18 protein-coding genes are annotated in these 19914 nt (G+C 33.7%); 6 read left to right on the top strand and 12 right to left on the bottom strand.

Translation table 11 applies throughout. The features are described 5' to 3' along the window. The first annotated feature begins 124 nt into the window (after positions 1 to 124). The 3 genes from SOM12_RS17960 to SOM12_RS17950 all read left to right on the top strand — a co-directional run bounded on the left by SOM12_RS17960 (position 125) and on the right by SOM12_RS17950 (position 3651). Positions 125 to 601 (top strand): MarR family winged helix-turn-helix transcriptional regulator, encoded by a 477-nt coding sequence (locus SOM12_RS17960; protein ID WP_320494700.1) that lies wholly within the window; start codon positions 125 to 127, stop codon positions 599 to 601. Between the two features lie 60 nt (positions 602 to 661). Further along, positions 662 to 2083 (top strand): MATE family efflux transporter, encoded by a 1422-nt coding sequence (locus SOM12_RS17955; RefSeq protein ID WP_320494699.1) that lies wholly within the window; start codon positions 662 to 664, stop codon positions 2081 to 2083. 401 nt (positions 2084 to 2484) lie between these two features. Continuing rightward, positions 2485 to 3651, top strand: a complete 1167-nt coding sequence (locus tag SOM12_RS17950) for a hypothetical protein (protein ID WP_320494697.1) — start codon at positions 2485 to 2487, stop codon at positions 3649 to 3651. A 137-nt stretch (positions 3652 to 3788) separates the two neighbouring features. On the opposite strand, the gene SOM12_RS17945 is transcribed toward SOM12_RS17950, so the two are convergent. Continuing rightward, the gene (locus tag SOM12_RS17945; RefSeq protein ID WP_320494696.1) at positions 3789 to 4223 is read right to left on the bottom strand and encodes a DUF6526 family protein; all 435 of its coding nucleotides are present in this window, start codon (positions 4221 to 4223) and stop codon (positions 3789 to 3791) included. Between the two features lie 300 nt (positions 4224 to 4523). Then, positions 4524 to 5009: a DNA-deoxyinosine glycosylase gene (locus SOM12_RS17940; RefSeq protein WP_320494695.1), complete on the bottom strand. Its 486-nt coding sequence runs from the start codon at positions 5007 to 5009 to the stop codon at positions 4524 to 4526. A gap of 161 nt (positions 5010 to 5170) precedes the next feature. On the opposite strand from SOM12_RS17940, the gene SOM12_RS17935 reads away from it, so the two are divergent. Both SOM12_RS17935 and SOM12_RS17930 read left to right on the top strand, forming a co-directional pair. Then, positions 5171 to 6196, top strand: coding sequence for a helix-turn-helix domain-containing protein (locus tag SOM12_RS17935; protein ID WP_320494694.1), 1026 nt, complete (start codon positions 5171 to 5173; stop codon positions 6194 to 6196). Positions 6197 to 6655: 459 nt separating this feature from the next. Beyond that, positions 6656 to 7609 carry a bifunctional helix-turn-helix transcriptional regulator/GNAT family N-acetyltransferase gene (locus SOM12_RS17930; RefSeq protein WP_320494693.1) on the top strand — a complete coding sequence of 318 codons (954 nt, stop codon included), beginning with the start codon at positions 6656 to 6658 and terminating at the stop codon, positions 7607 to 7609. A gap of 76 nt (positions 7610 to 7685) precedes the next feature. On the opposite strand, the gene SOM12_RS17925 is transcribed toward SOM12_RS17930, so the two are convergent. The 8 genes from SOM12_RS17925 to SOM12_RS17890 form a co-directional block, all read right to left on the bottom strand. Then, the gene (locus SOM12_RS17925) at positions 7686 to 8885 is read right to left on the bottom strand and encodes an NAD(P)/FAD-dependent oxidoreductase (protein WP_095931621.1); all 1200 of its coding nucleotides are present in this window, start codon (positions 8883 to 8885) and stop codon (positions 7686 to 7688) included. Beyond that, on the bottom strand, positions 8882 to 9397 hold the full coding sequence (locus SOM12_RS17920; RefSeq protein ID WP_095931620.1) for a low affinity iron permease family protein: 516 nt from the start codon (positions 9395 to 9397) through the stop codon (positions 8882 to 8884). The genes SOM12_RS17925 and SOM12_RS17920 overlap by 4 nt, the downstream gene beginning before the upstream one ends. Before the next feature lie 2 nt (positions 9398 to 9399). After that, entirely contained in the window at positions 9400 to 12219 is a 2820-nt protein-coding gene (locus SOM12_RS17915; protein WP_320494691.1) for an AsmA family protein, read from the bottom strand. A 169-nt stretch (positions 12220 to 12388) separates the two neighbouring features. Then, on the bottom strand, positions 12389 to 13225 hold the full coding sequence (locus tag SOM12_RS17910; RefSeq protein ID WP_320494690.1) for an MlaD family protein: 837 nt from the start codon (positions 13223 to 13225) through the stop codon (positions 12389 to 12391). 22 nt (positions 13226 to 13247) lie between these two features. Further along, entirely contained in the window at positions 13248 to 14024 is a 777-nt protein-coding gene (locus SOM12_RS17905) for an ABC transporter ATP-binding protein (protein WP_414655680.1), read from the bottom strand. A 4-nt stretch (positions 14025 to 14028) separates the two neighbouring features. Further along, positions 14029 to 14787, bottom strand: coding sequence for an MlaE family ABC transporter permease (locus tag SOM12_RS17900; RefSeq protein ID WP_095931616.1), 759 nt, complete (start codon positions 14785 to 14787; stop codon positions 14029 to 14031). A gap of 265 nt (positions 14788 to 15052) precedes the next feature. Continuing rightward, positions 15053 to 17323, bottom strand: a complete 2271-nt coding sequence (locus SOM12_RS17895; protein WP_320494686.1) for a glycosyltransferase — start codon at positions 17321 to 17323, stop codon at positions 15053 to 15055. Then, complete coding sequence (locus SOM12_RS17890; RefSeq protein WP_414655676.1) at positions 17304 to 18359, bottom strand: pesticidal protein Cry7Aa; 1056 nt, start codon at positions 18357 to 18359, stop codon at positions 17304 to 17306. Before SOM12_RS17890 ends, SOM12_RS17895 begins: the two co-directional genes overlap by 20 nt. Before the next feature lie 273 nt (positions 18360 to 18632). On the opposite strand from SOM12_RS17890, the gene SOM12_RS17885 reads away from it, so the two are divergent. After that, the gene (locus SOM12_RS17885) at positions 18633 to 18794 is read left to right on the top strand and encodes a DUF1328 family protein (protein ID WP_008467744.1); all 162 of its coding nucleotides are present in this window, start codon (positions 18633 to 18635) and stop codon (positions 18792 to 18794) included. 83 nt (positions 18795 to 18877) lie between these two features. Here SOM12_RS17885 and SOM12_RS17880 read toward each other — a convergent pair whose 3' ends face one another. After that, on the bottom strand, positions 18878 to 19345 hold the full coding sequence (locus SOM12_RS17880; protein WP_095931613.1) for a DUF1440 domain-containing protein: 468 nt from the start codon (positions 19343 to 19345) through the stop codon (positions 18878 to 18880). 26 nt (positions 19346 to 19371) lie between these two features. Continuing rightward, entirely contained in the window at positions 19372 to 19881 is a 510-nt protein-coding gene (locus SOM12_RS17875) for a DinB family protein (RefSeq protein ID WP_320494681.1), read from the bottom strand. Positions 19882 to 19914 lie beyond the last annotated feature (33 nt).

Raw genomic sequence — 19914 nt, 5'->3', positions numbered from 1 at the left:
TAAAAATAATCGTTCATTTTTCTTTTTTTAACCGAATTATTTTAGTGAATGAATTGTATATCAGTAAAATAAGGATTTGTTTTAAAAATAGTTGACATGTCAATCTTTTTTGTAATTTTGCATCATGGAAAAAAAACATACCGATAAAGAAAGTTTTTCAAATTTTTGGAAAGAAGAAATATCAGATAGTTTCTTCTTTCAGATTCATCGTATCAAACGTGCAATTTTCAGGCGTACCAATGCGTTAATGAATGAAGCCGGAATTACATTACAGCTAGAACAGTTGCCATTGTTGATGATTTTGCATCATAAAAGTCTTTCGCAGAGAGAATTGTCAGATAAAACAATGCGAGACAAATCATCTATTTTAAGAAGTATATCAGCACTTGAAAAAAAGAATCTTGTTGAGGTTGTAAAAGATAAAATAGACAAACGTAAAAATATTGTAAGTCTTACTGATGAAGGAATTTCGTTAGCAAAAAGCATTCGCTCGCTGATGAAAAGGGCAGAAGAAGAAGTAATGTCTGTTTTTTCTCCAAAAGAAAGAATTGAAGCGTTGAATGCGGTACGATCTTATGCAGACAAGCTAGAAACTCTTTAATTTTTTTTGAACTTTAAAAGTTGATATGTCAACTGATTTTTGAATAATTATTTTGAATAAATGAAAAAAAATGAATTATTAGAAGGGCCAATCCTTTCTTCATTATTAAAATTAGCCGTTCCGATTATGATTGCTAATTTATTACAAGCAGCATATCAGTTGGTAGATGCTTTTTGGGTTGGGCGTCTGGGCGGAGATGCCGTTGCGGCGGTCTCGATAAGCACGCCTGTAATATTTTTAACCATTGCTTTAGGAACTGGATTGGCTATTGCGGGTTCTATTTTAATTGCTCAATATTTTGGAGCAGGAAATCAGAAAATGGTCAACCACGTGGCAGCACAGACTTTGTCTATGGTGATTATTGTATCTGTTTTCTTGTCGATTATAGGCTATATTTTGAGTCCGTATTTTTTATATCTGTTGAAGGTAGAGCCTGCAGTTTACGTAGATGCTTTAGGTTTTATGCGAGTGGCTTTTGTGGGGCTTGTTTTTAGTTTCGGATTTATGATTTTCCAATCGATTATGCGTGGAGTTGGGCGTGTAACACTTCCTGTTTATATTGTTTTAGGAACCGTTATCTTGAACTTTGCCTTAGATCCGCTGTTTATTTACGGATGGAAATTTATTCCAGCTTTAGGCGTAAAAGGGGCGGCTTTGGCAACTTTATTTACACAGCTTTTGGCTATTATAATTGGATTTGCAATTTTGTTTAGAGGAAAACACGGAATCCATCTTCGCATTTCCGATTTTAAACCTGATTATAAACATATCAAAAGAGCTTTTGAAATTGGTTTTCCGTCTTCAATTGAGCAGTCAATGCGTGCTTTAGGAATGATGGCAATCACATTTTTGATTGTTCGTTTTGGTACATTGACAGTTGCTTCTTATGGTGCGGGTTCCAACTTGATTCAGCTCATTCTAATTCCAGCTTTGGGTTTGTCAATGGCGATTGCAACTCTTGTTGGGCAAAATATTGGAGCTGGAAATGTTGATCGTGCAGCTGAAATTTCAAAATTAGGAGCTTATCTGGGTTTCGGATTATTGACTGGTCTCGGAATCATTGCTTTTATTTTTGCGCCGTATCTAATCGCATTTTTTGTTCCAAATGATCAAGCCGTTATTGAAGGTGGAACAGAGTTATTGAGAATTACTTGTCTCTCTTGGGGATTTTTAGGCATACAGCTTTGTTTAACTGGTGTTTTTCGAGCTGTTGGAAACACAAAATTGCCTATGATTCTAACTTTGGTTTCGCAATGGGTAATCCAGTTTCCGCTGGCTTTTATTTTGTCTCATAATACTTCTTTAGGTAAAATTGGAATCTGGTGGGCTTTCCCGATTGCTTCTGTTGTAACGGCTTTAATTACTGTTGTCATATACGCAAAAGGCGATTGGAAGAAAGAAAGACTTACGGGTAAAACCAATAAACTGATTGATAAAGTAGAAAGCGAAATAGTGAAGGAAGGGTTTGATATTTCGAAATAAAAAGGACTAAGGTTCTGAGATACTAAGTTTCTAAGGTTTTTTTTAGCGAAATCAAATTCAATGATACTGTAGAGATGCACTGCAGTGCATCTAACCAAAGATTGGCAGAAATTCATTGTCGATTGGGTTTATTGTGGCTAAATGTTTCGGGAGGTTGTTTTGAAACCGTGATTGCGTGAGGGATGGGAATAAGCTGCCGAAGCAGCATGGACAGCCCGACAGCATTATAAAAAAAGGGCGAATAGGCGTTGCTATTATTTGCCCTTTTTTTATAATGGTGGCACGCCCAGATTATTTTACTTTTTAATTTTGTAAATATATTTTTATGAAAGGCAAGATAAATTTTAAGTATATTAGAACCTTAGTATCTTAGCATCTCAGAACCTTAGCACCTTTTAAAAATGACCAAAAATCTAAAACGTTATTTCATAAAATCAGTTATTATATTAGCCTTAATTCATTTAGCTTACTTTTTATACGGTTATTTTACTTTTAAAGGAATAAAGAATATTAATACCTACACGGAGTTTTACCGATTCAAATTTTACGATGACGTTTCGATTTCGCACTTTTTTGTAAGTGGTTTGTTTTTGCTTTTCTTTTTGATTTTTTTGATTCGAAATCATTCTAGAGAAGGCTATAGAGGAGGGAATCTGTTTAAAATCGCGGGTTGTTTGCTTTTTATTTCATTTCTGACTTTTTCGTTTTTTATTAGCTATAGTTTCGGAATGAATGCTAAACTGAAATCAGAATTGTCTGAAAAGGATTTTAATAATGACAAAAAACTGATCAATGTCTTAAATCCGTTTTTATACGCATACACTTCCTATAGTTCTGAGAAACTATTTAATTATGAGAATATTTTATACCCAAAACCGTATCCCGTAATTAAGGAAGATGATACAATTGTACCTGGTGAATTTCCGATTATAGAAACCAATTATTATAGCATTGACACCATAAAAGCTTTAACGAGCACTTTTGATAAAACGAAAAGTAAGGCGGATAGTATTTTTGATATTATCGGTTTTGATAAAGAAGAATTGCACAAAAGAGTGATCTCAAAAAGAATTGTGGGAGATAGCACAGAAATTATTTTTAAGAGTGTTTCCGTGCGTCCAGAACATGATGAGGATATTTGTATTTTCTTAGAAAATAAGTCTCTATTTAATCCTGTAAAAGGAGATTCTGTAGATAAGCAAAAATATAAAGTAGCTGTAGATCGCTATAAATTGCTATACAATGCTAAGAAAGATTCATTAACGTATACTTTTCAAAGATTAGATACGCTTTTAAGAAAATACAATATAGAAACAAATTTGATTCCGAAGTTGCTGACTCAAGATGTATACCACTACAGAGATAATAAAGATGAACCGCTTAATGGAATTAGAAATAATTTTGATAGAAAAGCTTTAGCAGAAAAATTTAAAACTTTAAATAAGTTGTTTTACGAGCCAAATTATTTGCATCCCAATATCGCTGCAGTCTATTTTGCTGTAATTGTTGCAGTTGGCGTATTGCTGTTTCTGTTTTATCTTATTTTCAATAAAAAGAGAGTTCAATAACAATTTCAAAAATCAATGACAATGGCAAAATTCAATGTCAAAAATCAATATCAATGGCAAAATTCAATAATTAATTTTAAAAATTAAAAATTAAAAATTGATATTGTTATTGAATTTTGATATTGTAATTGCCATTGCTAAACTCTATGATAATCTGCTTTCCAGTGCACAATTGCTTTTTTGATTGCATCGCCTGTTAAGCTGTTTTTTAAAGTATCTTCAACAAGCGGAACCAATTCGTTATCTGGCGCAAAGCGTAAAGCAAAAATCTGATCGTCTGTAAGTTTGTATTCAAATTCTTCGAATCTTTTGCCTGTTAGAGTAAAATAGCGGTAGCGCATTTCTAAGCGTACAATTCGGTTTTGCAGTGTTAAAGCATAATGCTGGCGCAGCATATAAGCGAGTGCAAAAAGCAATACAAAAGCCACGCTGATAAATGTCCATATTAAATGATCTTCCGTCGTAATGGCCAAATAAATACTGGCAATCAAGAACAAAATTAAAATGGGATAATATATAAAATGATGCGGAGTATAAAACCGTATATGATTATAATATGTCTGGATTTTCATGTTTTTATCTTTTAATGGTAGCCTATAAAAACAAAACTACTCTATATTTCTATAGAGTAGCTTTTTCCCAAAAATAAACTAACATAACCAATGTTCTCTTTATAGACTAAACTTTTTACAGTTTGCTTTGTCAATTTTAATAAGAAGAAAGCCTTTCCATTTCGTTCATTAAATCTTCACTATGGCTTATTTTTCTTTGATGTAAAATTAGATCGAGAGCAGATGATTTTTGTTATACTTTAAACAGAAAAAGTTACATGATTTCAATATTTGCATTTTAATTGTATAAAATACAGGTCTTTATAATAAGGTTTTAATGATGTTCCATTCGTATAATTTATCCTGAAAAGTCTTGCCAGCATTGGCCGGACTAGTTGATAGAAGTGTGAATGTTTTGTATTCTTTTGTTAAGTGAACATATTTTTTAAAAAACGAAGCTGCTTTTTGTCCGTTAAAAAGAATACTTTCTATTTGAGGATGAGTTGCCAAGAAATCTTCAAAGTCATTTGCTATTTCGTTTTTGATGGCACTGTCCAAACTTCCAACTCGATCACAAAATTGTAAGACATCCCAAAGCGCAATATTGTTTTTGATTAATAAGTTTTTTCGCATTTCGTAATCAGTAGAAAACTCTTCTTCTAGAATCTGAAACATAAACTTCCAAAAGTTATTCTGATTATGACCATAATACTGATTTAGCTCTAAAGATTTTATTCCAGGCATCGTGCCTAAAATGAGAATTTTAGAAGTTGGAGAACTAATAGGGGCAAAGGAGAAACTTTTCATGCTGGAATAAATAGATATGTTAAAATAAACATTTATAAGGAATTATAAAACAAAACCGAAAAATTATATAACATTTTTGGCGTGTCTTTAAACGAACTTTGAATTTCAGATTTCTAGAAAATAATCTGTTTGGCAAATTATAATTTTAAATCCGGCAAACCATGAAAATAGTTACTATAAATACAGAAAAAACTCAAAATATATTTGATGAACTTCAGACTAGTTTTGGCGGAAAAGTGAATTTTGATTTAGACGAATATGCACTTGAAGTAGAAAATAGTTTTGCAGAAGGTTCTATTATTGGAGCTTCCTTTAATGATAATATCTCCTATGTTCAGTTTGATATGACATTTTCTGCAGATGTGAGATTGGATTTTTTAAATGTAAAATCATCGCCTATTTATTTTGCTTATTGTTCTAAAGGAAACCTTTCGCACAGTTTTGGATTAAATGGTGAGGAACGAAAATTAAAAACTTTTCAAACCGCAATTGTAACCTCTAAACAAAACCAGGATAATGTGCTGTTTTTTGAAAAAGGTAAAAAGACAAAGCTCACATTAATTATTGTTGGTACTCAGATTGATGTTGCAAGTCAAACTCATTCTTTGAATCAGCAGGTAAAAGATACTTTTTTTGAAAATAATCAAGTAACAGATTTCTTTTATATTGGTTCGTATAATTTGCAGATTGCAGAAAAAATAGAGCAGCTTAATTCCATCACACAAAAAGGAATTGTGAGAAATTTGCTGAAAGAAGGCATCATGAGAATTATTTTGGCAATGGAAATCCAGCAGCATTCAGATGATTTGCACGCTTTCGCAAATGAATCAAACGGATTGACATTAAGAGAAATGGAAGAGATTAAAGAGCTTTCAGAATTTATAAAAACAAGTCCAGAAGAGGCATTTTCTATTAAAGCCTTAAGTAAAAAATCTGGTTTGTCTCCAAATAAACTTCAAGAAGGTTTCAAAATGATCCACAATCGCACGGTCAACGATTATATCACGCACATGCGCGTTCTAAAAGCCGAAATTCTAATTAGAACATCTGATTTAAATATTTCAGAAATTGTATACTGCATTGGTTTCACCAGCAGAAGCTATTTCTCTAAAATATTCAAACAAAAATTCAACTGCAGCCCAAAAGAATATAAGTTTAATTTGAATTCGTTGGCTATAACGGCCTAGCGGCCGGAGTTGCTAAGGTTCTGAGATGCTAAGATTCTAAGTTTTTTTTGAGAAAACTTATATTTCACCATCTTAAAAATAAATACTCTCGTTAGCTTAAAAGCATAATATATTTAAGTTGCTAAGGTTCTGAGTTGCTAAGGTTCTAAGCTTTTTTAAGGAAAATTTAGACCCTTAGAATCTTAGCAACTTAGCCTCTCAAAAAAAAGTACTGTCGCTAGCTCTAAAGCACAATATATTTTAAGTTGCTAAGGTTCTGAGTTGCTAAGATTCTAAGGTTTTTTTAAGGAAAACTTAGACACTTAGAATCTTAATAACTTAGCCTCTCAAAAAATACACACTAAGGTTCTAAGATTCTATAGTTTTCAAAAAAAACTTAGAATCTTAGAACCTTAGTTTCTTAGTATCTAAAAAAAAAAGATATATTTGCATAACTAGTTATATAATTAATTATTTGTTATGGAATTTTTTGATAAAGTTGGAAAAGCGGCATTAGGAAGCCGTTTGCGTTTAATGACTGCTGTTGTTACAGATGATGCTGCGAAAATATATGAATTGTATGGGGTTGAATTTGTACCGAAATGGTTTCCTGTATTTTATACCTTGGCAGAAGAACGCGAAATTACCATTACTGAAATTGCTAATGAAATTGGACATTCTCAGCCTTCTGTCAGCAAAATTATTCAGGAAATGATTGGCGCTGGGTTGATTGAAGAAAGCGCAAAAACAGAGGATAAGCGCAAGAATAATGTCGCACTTACCGAAAAAGGAATTTTGATTTCGAAGAAAATCAAACAGCAGCTAGAAGATATTGATGTTGCGATTGAAGATATAATTGCCGAAAGCAAGCATAATCTGTGGGCTGCACTGGAAGAATGGGAGTTTTTACTGGAGCAAAAATCTCTGATTAAAAGAGTTCGTGAACAAAAGAAAAAGAGAGAAAGTAAAGACGTGAAAATAGTTGATTATAAGCCAGAATATCAGGAAGCTTTTAGGGCATTGAATGTAGAATGGATTTCAACTTATTTCGAAATGGAAGAAGCCGATTATAAAGCGCTCGATAATCCTGAAGAGTATATTCTAAAAAGAGGAGGGAAAATTCTTGTGGCTCTTTATGAGAATGAACCTGTAGGTGTCTGTGCTTTAATTAAAATAAATAATTCTGAATATGATTTTGAGATGGCAAAAATGGCCGTTTCTCCAAAAGCACAAGGAAAAAGCATTGGCTGGCTTTTAGGTAAAGCTATCGCAGAAAAAGCAAAAGAATTGGGAGCAAAAAAAATATATTTAGAAAGCAACACCATCTTAAAACCCGCAATAAATCTCTATTATAAATTGGGTTTCGAAAAAGTTTTCGGCCTGGAAACTCCGTATAAAAGATGTAATATTCAGATGGAGTTGGTGCTTGGTTAAGTTACTGAGGTTCTAAGATGCTAAGACACTAAGAAAAAAACTTAGCAACTTAGTATTTTAGAACCTTAGCATCTTTCTATCTTCCAAATCTATAATAATCTAAATCTGTATTTTTTTTATTATTAAGTGAATCCAAGATCGAATTCATTCCAATGACGCTAAAAGTGATTCCGTTACCTCCGAAACCTAAAATGTAATGTTCGTTTTTTCTCGGATTAGGTTTTCCGAAATAGGGAAGACCGTCTTTGGTTTCTCCAAAAGTGCCTGCCCAGGAATAATCAATTTTAAAATTTAGATCAGGAAATCTTTTAAAGAATTGTTTTAAAAGATACGTTTCTTTTTTAGGAAGCAATTTATCTCGTTTCGCTGCGTCTTTAAAATCCTCATCTCCGCCGCCCATTATGATGCGATTATCATCTGTAGTTCTAATGTAATGATAAGGAGAGGCTGTATCCCAAAAAATCGTGTTTTTAAAATTCTCTGGAAGATCGGACTGACTTTCAGAGGTGATAACATAAGTGCTTTTTAAATCAACCACTTTTTCTTTTAGCGTTTCTGTGCTTTCGTAACCTGTGCAATGTATAATATGATCTGCAGTGATAGAAAATTTAGTGTCAGTGGTTGCAATAATTTTGCCTTTTTGATGCTGAATAGAAGCAATATTAGTTCGGTCAAAAATTTGCATTCCTTTTTCATGGCAATGAAATAGAAGATCGGTTGCCAATTTAAACGGATCCATAACAGCAGCAGTTTTAGATTCTACGCCAGCAATTGCATTCAATCCCATTTTTTGCAATTCTGATCTGCTTAACCAGCTGATTTCGAAACCATGCTGTTTTCTAGCTTTAAATTCATTTTTTAAATAAGGAACATCTTTTTTTAGAGTTGTAAAATAGACGCTTTTTTTAAACTCAAAACCACAATCGCATCCCACAGTATCAATGATATTTCGAAGGTCGAAAATGGCTTTTTTTCCATTTTGATAGCTGTCTATGGCACATCTAGCGCCGCGAAGTTTTATGAGCTGATGCAACGGAACATCAATTTCGTATTGTAATAAGGCTGTACTGCCAGAAGTGCTTCCGCCGCAGACGTCCCTGCGGTCTACAAGAACAATTTTTTTTCCTTCGTTTAATAATTTATAAGCTGTTAAAGCTCCTGTTATGCCTCCACCAATAATCAAAATGTCGGTGTGGATATCAGAATCTATGGAAGGATAACTTTGTTTTATGGCATTTTTTAATGGCCAATACGTTTCAGTAGAGCTCAATTTCATTTTTTGGTTATTTTTTTAGAGGTGTTTTTGGTAGTCTTTTTAATAGTATCTGGTTTACTTTTTTTTTCTTTTTTGCGACTATGAACTTCTTCTGCTTCGGCAATAGAATGCGATGTTCTAATCGTTTTATCTTTTTTTGCCAACTGGCTTAAATGATGGTAATATTTCTGAATAATCTTCATCTCTTCCTCGGTCATATTTTCGACATCAACAAGGCTATTACTCGATAAATCATTGGATGCCACTAGCTCGTTTAATTTTAACTGAATGGCAAGAGAATCTTTATTTTGTGCTTTTTGAATCAAAAAAACCATTAGAAAAGTGATAATCGTTGTACCGGTATTAATTACCAATTGCCAAGTTTCAGAATAGTCGAAAATTGGCCCTGAAATAGCCCAACCAATAACAAGAAAAAGAGCTCCAATAAAAGCTGGTGTGCTTCCAGCGGCTTTAGAAACTTTTGAAGCAAACTTCTCGAATGAACTGTTTTTATGCTGAGATTTTGAATTCATTTCTATTTTGTTTTGGATTTGCTAACTTTTTCTTTTCGAATTACCTTATTGTTTTTTTCATCGTAAACAGCCGGATTAATTTCTTGTCCTGTTTTGCTGAATATTTTAATTTTTGGAGCGTCGTGTGTTCCAGTAATTACAATTGGAAAACCTATAATTCCGAAAAGCGGAAGTCCTAAACGCATTCTTAAATCCAGAAGTCCATCAAAGCTTGTAGTTCCTTTAATAGTTGGCCTAAAACTAGCTACGCTAAAGGTAAATGGCTCAATATTTATAAGATTCTTATCTATAGTCGATTTGATTTCAATTCCTTTCATGTCAGGATTGTTCAAACCATTTTGTCCTGTTTTAGAACTAATTCCGTCAAAAAGTTTCAGACCCTTAATTTGAACATCACGTAAATTAATGGTTCCTCCGCCGTGCATAGATTCATAAATAGGTCCCATATTTCCGTTTAAATCTCCTTTTATTTTATAGTCAACAGAGATTATTCCGTGTGCTTTTTCAGCGGCGGTAACCATATCATGAAACATCGGAATTTCTTTGTAAGCTCGCTGAACATCAAAGTCTTTTGCTGTAAAATGAGCATCAAAATGGGCAGAAGTCGGAGACTCGTCTTTATACAATGCATTAATACCTAAAATACAGTCAATGATATTAAAGGTAACATTTTCTAAGTAAAATCCTTCTTTTTTTATACCTATTTTTCCATTCAGTTTGTTAAATATCAATTTATTGTATTCTATTTTGTCTGCGTTTGCATTTAAAGTGACATTTAGGTTTTCTGGAATAATAACCACGCCGCTCATTTTCGGATGATCTTCTTTAGCATATTCGACTTCTAGGTTTCGGTCTTTATTTTCGCCTTCTTCAAGCGCCATAAATTCATCTACATTAATCAGTTTTGATTTTAAGTTGAAATTGCCGCTCAAAGTTCCTTTTGATTCTAGAAAATAATTGATGGTATTGATCAGATAACCGTTGATGTCAAAATCTGATTTTCCGTACGAAGCATTGAATTTTTCAAACCACATTTTTTCATTCTGAAAACGGAAATTCCCTTGTTTGATATAGAAAGCTTTTGGAAACAATTCTGAAGTTGCTTTTATGTTTTTTAGCAGCAATGTTCCTCTGTTGTCCAGTTTATCGTACTGACCCGTTGTAGCATAACTTTGTTTTCCTTTTAACGAAAGATCTGCTTTGGCGTAGCCTGTTAAATCCAAACCTTTTTGCGAAAAAACCTGATAGATTCTGCCTACATTCAGTTCGCCTTTAATTTTGGCATTATAAGCCAAATCGCTAAAATCGGATAAAGTGGCATTGACATAAACCGGATTTCCTTCAAAAACAAAAGAAAAAGGCGCGACTGCAACAATCAAATCCTGATAGGTTCCCGCTTTGTTCAGCATATTGGCTATAAAAGTGATGTTGGTAATAGGATTGGGATAATATTTTGTTTTAAGCCAGCCGTTTCGCAAAGAAATGCCTCCGATCGTTTTAGGAAATAATTTTTTAGAGGTGCTAAAAACGCCTCGAGCCTTAATATCGGTTTTTAGAATTCCTTTCAAATCCATATTTTCTAATCCCAATGCAGCATCAACAACAGCAAGGTCTAATGCGCCCTTCACGCTTGCATTAATCGACATTTCGCTTAAACCTTTGCTGTGCAGATAGGCATTAAAATAATCTTTTTCGCCCACTTTAAATTTTAAGGTTCTCAAATTAACCAGCAATTGTTCGGTATCTAAAGATGGAAGCATAGCATTTAGATCCATTTGAAAATCGGTTAAGGGAACTGGAGCATTTTTATAATTTACTGAGCCTTCATTAATTTTTAAATTGAAAGCCAAGTTTGGTTTTTGTTTTTTCTGAACGTTATAATCTCCTTTAAAAGTGAGCAGTAAATCACTACGTCCGGAAATCTCTGTCCTTTCCAGCCATGTTAAATATTCGGGTGGCATTACAGACAATAAATCTTTTACCGTTGTATTTTCTGAAGCCGCTTTAATATTGATTTTATAGCCATCTCTTAAAATGGAAAAAAGACCAGTAAACTTTAAGGGCAGTTTATTGATATGAAGTTCATTTTTCTGAAGAATAAAGGAAAGGGCGTGTGTATTGATTCGGGTAATTAAATCGGCGCTGACTTTTTTCTTTCTTAAGTAGCCAGTTCGATCATAATAGAAATCCAGTTCATCAATTTTAGCATCTGTTGCTAGGTCAAAAATATCTTCGCTCAAATTTCCTTTTCCGATATAATTAAAGCCTTTTGCATCAACTAAAATCTTTGCCGAACGGTCGTTATATTTTACGTGGCAGTTTTGTAAATCGATGCGTTCCAATCGTATTGCTGTTCCTTCTTCTGGAGCATTTGGATCTTCTTTTTTGTTTCGATCTTCGGGTGCCACATAAATATTATAATTGGCCTGACCTTTTTGGTTGACCATTACATTTATTAAAGCATCTGAAACATAGAGTTTGTTGATTTTAACTTCGTTGTCAAAAAGCAGCCTTTTGATATCAATTCCAAATGCAACCTGATCGGCTCTTAATAAAGTATCATTGCTGAAAGGTTTAGAACCCGTTAAAGATAAATCGTCTAACGAAACAGTCAATGATGGAAAATGTGTAAAAAAGGAAAGTTTAGATTTTGTAAATTCCAATTTCGTATCCAGACGTTCGTTCGCAATTTTCTTCACTTCCGAAGCAATTTTTCCAGGAAAAAGCAGCGGAATAATAAACAGCAAAAACAAAATTACCGCAATCGTAATTCCAGTAATTTTTAAAACTTTTAAGGCGGTATGTTTGAATTGACTTGGCATATAGTTTTAATTGTGAATTGTAAATTGTGAATTGTGAAATGCTGGGTTTTTATAATGTTTGTCCTCCTGAGCGAAGTCGAAGGATCGTGTTTTACAGTGCGTATCCTTCGACTTCGCTCAGGAAGACATAAAATGAGAATTGGAATTTGGCATTTTAAAAATTTGGAATTTAATTTTTAGTTTCTGCCTTTTTAGCCTCTTCCTGCTTTTGCTTTTCTTCTTTCTCTTTTTGTTCCTTTTCTTTAGCAGCTTTTTCTTCTTTCTCTTTTTTAGCTTCTTCTTGCTTTTCTTTCTTTTCCTCTTGTTTCTCTTTTCTTTCTTCTTGCTTCTCCTTTTTCTCTTTTTCTTTTTTCTTGTAGTAGCCTCTAAAAAGGAAATTGCTTTTTGCCGCTTCCATATTTTCACTGAAACCTTTTGTACCTGTTTCTAGATTAGAAAGCGTATTAGAAACGCTGTTGGCCATTTTATCATCTTTAACCAATCTTGCCAAAGCGCCGTTTCCGTTGTTCATGCTGTGGCTAAAAATGGCTATTTCGTCTGAAATCACGCCAATATTGTCTACGCTTTTCTTCACGCTTTTCATAATATCGTGCATTTCAATTCCGTCAACAGAAGCAATCTGCCCGTTGTCTTCAATCTCTTTTTGAGATTTAGCGCCTGGAGAAATAGTCAGAACTTTATCGCCCATTAGACCATCTGACCCAATACTGGCTGTGGCATCCGTTTTAATGAATTTTCGAACTTCTTCTTTCATGACCAAAACAACTCTTACAGTCGAGTCATTTTTTAACTGAATTTGTTCTACTGTTCCAACATTAATCCCAGAAAAGCGAACATTATTTCCGACTTCTAAACCGCTTACCGTTTTAAACTGAGAGCTAATATGAAAGGTTGAACCAAAAAGATTTTGCTGTTTTCCGATAAAATATACGGCCATTATAAAAAGCAGTAAACCTATCGTTACAAACATTCCTAATTTCCAAGTATATCCAGATTCCTTTTCCATGATTTCTATTATTTATTTTGCTTTATTCAAAAAATGAGCGTACCCATTCGTCTTCGTCTTTTTCTAATTCTTCGTATGTTCCTTCGGCATGAATTACACCTTCTTTTAAAACTACAATTCGATCGGCTGTCATTTTTGCGCAGGCCATATCGTGAGTAATAATGATGGAAGAAGTTTTTTGTTTGTGTTTAATATCCAAGATCAATTCGCTGATTTCTCTTGAAGTTATCGTGTCCAAACCCGTTGTGGGTTCGTCGTACAAAATAATTTCTGGTTTTAAGATTAGCGTGCGCGCTAGACCAATTCTTTTTTTCATACCGCCTGAAAGTTCAGAAGGCATTTTGTCTACGGCATCGGCAAGTCCTACACTTTCTAATGCTTCCATTACTTCATTATCGACTTCTTCTTGGCTTAAATCGCGTTTGTGTTTGGTCAAGGTAAAAGCGAGATTTTCTCTAACGGACATCGAATCGTAAAGTGCCCCGCTTTGGAACAAAAAACCGATTCGGACTCTAATTTCATTCAGCTCGCTTTTTGAAATATTAAGGACATTTTCATCAAAAACTTTAATTTCGCCTTTGTCTGGTTCAATCAATCCAACGATACATTTTATCGTAACTGATTTTCCCGAGCCTGAACGTCCTAAAACCACTAAATCTTCGCCTTTATTCAAAGTGAGATTTACGCCTTTTAAAACGGCATTATCTTTTCCAAAAGTTTTATGAAGATCTTTAATCTCGATAATCGGAGTTTTATCTTTCTCTTTTGTTGTGGGTTCTTTATGTAGTTTTTCCTTCATCATTTTAAAAGAATAAATCGGTTATTTGAACAGCAACCATATCTATAATAAAAATGCTCAACGACGCTGTTACAACAGCAGAATTGGCAGCCTGACCCACACTTTCTGTTCCGTTAGAAGCATTAAAACCTTTATAACAGCCAATCATTCCGATAAAAAATCCAAAGAAGAAAGTTTTAATAGTGGCTGGAAACAGATCTAGAAATTCTAAGGATTGAATGATCTGGGTTAAAAATCGATAGAAGTTGACATCGCCATGAATGTTAATGCCTACATAACCACCAATGATTCCGACAGCATCGGCAAAAAACACTAAAAGCGGAACCATTAAAGTACAGGCTAGCACTCTCGTTACCACTAAATAGTTATACGGATTAACGGCTGAAACTTCCATAGCATCAATCTGTTCTGTTACTTTCATTGATCCTAATTCTGCTCCAATTCCAGATGAAATTTTTCCGGCACAAATCAATGCAGTAATTACAGGTGCAATTTCTCTTATCAGCGAAAGCGCCACCATTCCAGGAAGCCAAGATTCTGCACCAAATTTTACCAACGTTGGACGGGATTGCAGGGTAAGTACCAATCCCATTATAAAACCGGTAATTGCGACCAATGGCAGAGATTTATACCCTATAACATAACATTGTTTTAGAAACTCCTTGGTCTCATATGGCGGAATAAAAACCTCCTTAAAAAACCTTTTGGCGAATAAGGTGGTCTCTCCAATTTCGGCGAATGTATTTTTAATTGCAAGGATCAAAATGTTTTGGTTTTAAGGTGAATGATGTGAAATGAAAATCAATTATTTAACAGTTTTTTCAAATCATTAAATTATACAGGAAAGTTAGCTCAATACTTGTTAAAATATATTACACAACTTTTCATCAGCCTTATATAATTTTCATAAGCTCACAATAATTAAAACACTTTGACGTTAGTGTCCGCAAACAAAAAATCCCTCTCATTAAGAAAGGGATTTTCAGGGTTTAAAAAGTGAAGTATTTGGTTAGCTCCAGTATTTTTTCTTATAAATTTATAGCAATGCCGCTTCGTGATTTTTGTAACGGAATAACACGCGATTGTGACATGGCTAGTTTTTCCATTAGTAATCTTGCGGTTAAATAGCAAACAGTAGATTCTGCACCTTGGTTTAAGTTTACATTGTGTTTCTCAAGTCCGTCATAACCGCCGCCGCTTACAGGATTATACATAATCTGATTTAAATGATTTTTACCTAAAAACCAATTAAAGGCCGCTTTCATTTTCTTTTTATATTCTGGTGTTTTAAAGGCATTATAAAATGCATTTAAAGTTTGAATTGTGTAAGTAACATCAATTGGCTGTTCACCGTATTGATCAGGCTCTGACCCTTTATGATGCCAACTTTGGTTAGAAATGGCTTTAAAGTTTCCGTCGACAAATGTTTTAGAAATTAAGAAGTCTAATGAATCTAGTGCTACTTTTTTATACACCGGTTTATTGGTAATTAAATAAGCATACAGCATTGATTCTGGTAGAGTTCCGTTTCCGTAAGTCAGATAATTTTCAAACCATTGCCAATCTTCTGTTGCGGTGTCTTCATAGTTGGCCAAAAGTTTAGCATTCAGTTTATTGATAATTGCTGCAACGTATAAATTAGGAACTGTAGTATGGTACAAATACAAACCTTTTGTTGCAAAACCAATAGAACGTGGCGACTGAATAGTTTCAGTCCATTTTAAAGAGTTCAATAAACATTTTGTTGCTTTTTTTGTAATAGCTTCAGGAAGAATGTCTGACATTGAAACAACGGTTCCCAGCGCCCAAATAGCTCTTGCATTTGAGTCTTCTAAATTTACTTCGGCATTTTGCTCAATATGTTCGCGGTTTTCCTGATCGACATAATTGATAAAGTCTCCTTTTGGCTTTTGACAGCGTTGAATGAAATCTAAATAGATTAAAATATAAGCTAGATCGTCTTTGTCCAGTGTTTGTTTGTAATGCATACAGAAAGCGATTAAAGCTCTGGCATTATCATCTAAAGTATATCCTGAATCTAGATCTGGAATAGAAATTTTACTGAACTGAATAATTCCTAATTCTGTCGTTAGTTTTTTGATATGTTTTAACTGAATAGGAGGATAGCTGTATTTTATTTCTGACGGATTTTTGATCAGGTTTTTGTATGTATTCATATGAGTTATTGCAGCATTTTCCCAAGAAGAAGCGCGCATTTTTGTAAAAGAATTGATGCCCATTTCATGTCTCAAATTCTCATCTCCAATCAATTTAATTGCCGCCTCGGCAAATTGATCGACATTTCCAATATCAACTAAAATACCAGAATCTGGAGTTAATACTTCTTTGGTATGCGGAATTTTAGAAGCCACAATCGGACATGCACAGCTCATGGCATAGGCAAACGTGCCGCTTACCGCCTGATTCGGGTCTTTGGATGTAAACATGTAAATATCTGTTGCTTGTAGATATTCTAAAAGTGCATCGGTATCTAAATATTGATTGACAAAACGAACATTATCCTGAAGATTCAATTCTTTTACTAAACCTTCTAATTTGTCTCTATAAGTATCGACACCATCTTTTATTAAATTGGGGTGTGTTTTTCCGATAATTAGATATAAAGCGTTTGGCGCCTTTTCAATAATTTTTGGTAAAGCCTGTAAGCCTGTTTCTATATTTTTACCTTCGCCCAAAAGACCGAAAGTTGAAAGTACTAATCTGTCCTGAATATTTAATTTTTCTTTTGCCTTTTCTGGAGTTTCATATATTACAATATGGGTTCCGTGGGGCACGCAAGTAATTATTTCTTCATCAATAGCATAGTCGTTAATTAGTATTTCTTTAGATTTATTAGTCATTACAAAAACCGAATTGCTGTAGCTCAATAAAAGCCTTACAAATGTTCTCAATTCGTCATTTGGGTTCGGAATAACACTGTGAAAAGTATACGTAACAGGGGCTTTAATAACATTTAAAAAATCTAAAAGATCATCTCCGTAATTTCCTGAAAACAAACCAAATTCATGCTGAATATGAACTAGTTTCACAGCTTCATCCTTATTGATTTCTTCTGCTACTTTAGCATATTCTGTTTTATTTTTTGTGTTTAAGGTATAGGCCTGTGTCGGATGCTCCTTTGGTTCATTAACCAGTTCGCAAATTTCACATTTTATAGATTTACCGTAAACATCTGTAATTCCTTTTATGGTATCTTGTGTATAAGTTGCTATGCCGCATTGCGTTGGCGGAAAAGTAGATAAAAAAACTATTTTTGATTTATTTGATATTGTCTTCATGAGAATTCTTTTTTAGCTCGGTTAATAACTCGTTCAGGTTCAAGGAGGCTACCGCAATTTTATCATCGGCAGCGCCATAGTAAATATATAGTTGGCCGTCAAAAATGGCTGTTCCTGTCGGGAAAACCACATAATTGACATATCCATGTCTTTCATAATATTCAGAAGGAGTAATAATGGGTTTTGGCAGTCTTGCTATAACTTTTGAAGGATCTTCTAAATCCAGTAAAACAGCGGCGGCATGATAAACCAATCCTTTTTCTCTTCTTTCGGCAGCATGATAAATTAAAAGCCAGCCATCTGCTGTTTCTATTGGCGGGGCTCCTGGACCGATATGACTTGTTTCGTGATCATATTTAGGTTCCATTACAATGTAATCTGGAAGATTTTTTAAATAGTTTTTCCAAAAATCTTCTGTTAATTCTGATTTCTTTTCAAACGAAAAAATTTGAATAGATGGAAATATGCGATGCAAGGCAACAAATTTTCCATTGAATTTTTTCGGAAAAAGAACTACATTTTTATCCCAAACAAACAGATTCTCTTTAATAGTTTCTGTCAGCGGATAATTTCTTTCGGTATTAAAAGCCAAAATCTTAGCGATACTTGGATTCTGTAAATGCTTACGAATCAAATTTGTAAATTCGTGAAGCATGAATTTTGGCGTTATAATTCCTTTCTTTTTAAAAACTTTTAAATCTTTTGAAACTGCCAATGCAGCACAGGCGTTAATTCCGTCATAAGTGACATAAGTCATGTAAAACCTATCGTCAATTTTGGTAATTCTCGGATCTTCGACACCATGAATTTCATAAATATATTCTGGTACAAAAGTGGGCTGTGTATTTCTTTCGACTAAAGTGGTTGGTCCTTCAAAACGGCAGTAACCAATGGTCGAAAAGTTTCCTCTTTTTGCAGCTCTGTAAAACATGTGAACAGTATTTCCATCTTGATAAATCGCAGGGTTTAAAACACCTAATTCTTCAAAAGTTCGATCTGTTTTTTCTAAAATGACACCATGTTTTTTAGCTTCCATCACTATGGTTAAAAATTTTATCTAAAATTACTTTAGTATAGAAGCGGCAATTAATCCAATCGATCAAAAAATTAACTCAAAAGCATAAACATGGTAATTCTGTAAGGCTTGCAAATAATAGTGAAAGTGCTGTGTACTCTGGCTTTAGTTTAATTTTATAGGGATAACAATTAAGCGTATAGAGTTAATAAGATTTGTAGGAATAAAAGAACTTTGAAATACACAAAAAAGGCTTATAAAATAGTCATATTAAGAACTTAAAAAATCAATACTATGTTACGTTGGACAGTTATATTTATTATTCTTGCTATTATAGCTGGAATTTTTGGTTTTGGTGGTATTGCTGCCGGAGCTGCAAGCATTGCAAAAGTTTTATTCTTCATTTTTTTAGTCCTGTTTATCATTTCATTAATTACAGGAAGAAGAAAGGTTTAATTTTCTTTATAAAGGTTCAGAGTAGCAAGGTTCAAAGTTTTTGACTTTTGCACCTTTGAGCCTTTGTCACTTTGTACCTTTTTCTAATACCATTTAGCGTAATATTTTCTCGTTATAAAAGCAATCGGAATCCCGACACAGCAAATTACAATAAGAATAGAAAGCAAAAGCGGAAAATCTAAATTTTTCTCGGGTAAAACAGGAAAGACAATGGGCAGAACAACAAGATTCATGATTACCCAAATAAAGAACCCGTATGAGACTCCCGACAATAATGTATTTATTTTAAAAAATGGGATGTAAGGGAAAATCTTAAAATAAAACCAAGCAAAAATAAAAGCAATTAAGAAATGAAGTCCCAAGCCCACAAAAGTCATTTCTGTCCCTGCTGTGTACGCTTCTTTTTTAAAAATACCGCTTGCAATAGACTGTAAAATTTTTTCTGCTGTTGTTTTATGTAATATTCCTGCATAAATCAAAATAGCGGCAGTGATGTCTAATGTTCCTGCAACTAAACCAGATGAAACAATGGTTCTAACTTTTGATCTCATAAAAATAGTTTTAGTTAAATACTGCTCTATTGTTTTTTAATGTATTCGTAAATCGATTTTAACTGATGTGTATGTCTCTGCGCATGTACAATGGCAAAACGAAGCCATTCGTAAATTGTGAAATGTTCAAATCCAGGTATTTTAGCGTCCAGACAAGTAAGCGTTAAATCGTATGTTTCTGCCGCTTCAAACAAATCATTTTGTATTTTTTTGATAGAAGCTAACAAAGTGCCTTTTTCATATTCGATATCTGGGGGCTTTATATTTTCGGGTGATTGGTATTTGGTAGCGAAGTCTAAAAATATAGCATCTAGAGCTTTTACGTTTTCATCAGGTTCTCTAGTTGTTTTTTCTGTTTTTCCTGCAAAAAGCATAGTCAGACCAGAGCAGGCCAGAGTAATATGCTGTGTGGTTTGACCAGCAGTCCAGCTCCCTTCAAACGGAACAATATTGATTTCTTCTTTTGAAAAAGAGGAAACTAAATCATGCAATTTAGTGTAGGTTTCCAGTATGGTATTTTGAATAGCGCTCTTCATTTTTTTTAATTTTAGAAATAGAGAATTCGACAG

This window comes from Flavobacterium sp. CFBP9031 (assembly GCF_034044945.1).
Classification (GTDB): Bacteria; Bacteroidota; Bacteroidia; order Flavobacteriales; family Flavobacteriaceae; genus Flavobacterium.
This window is presented reverse-complemented; position numbering and strand designations above follow the sequence as displayed.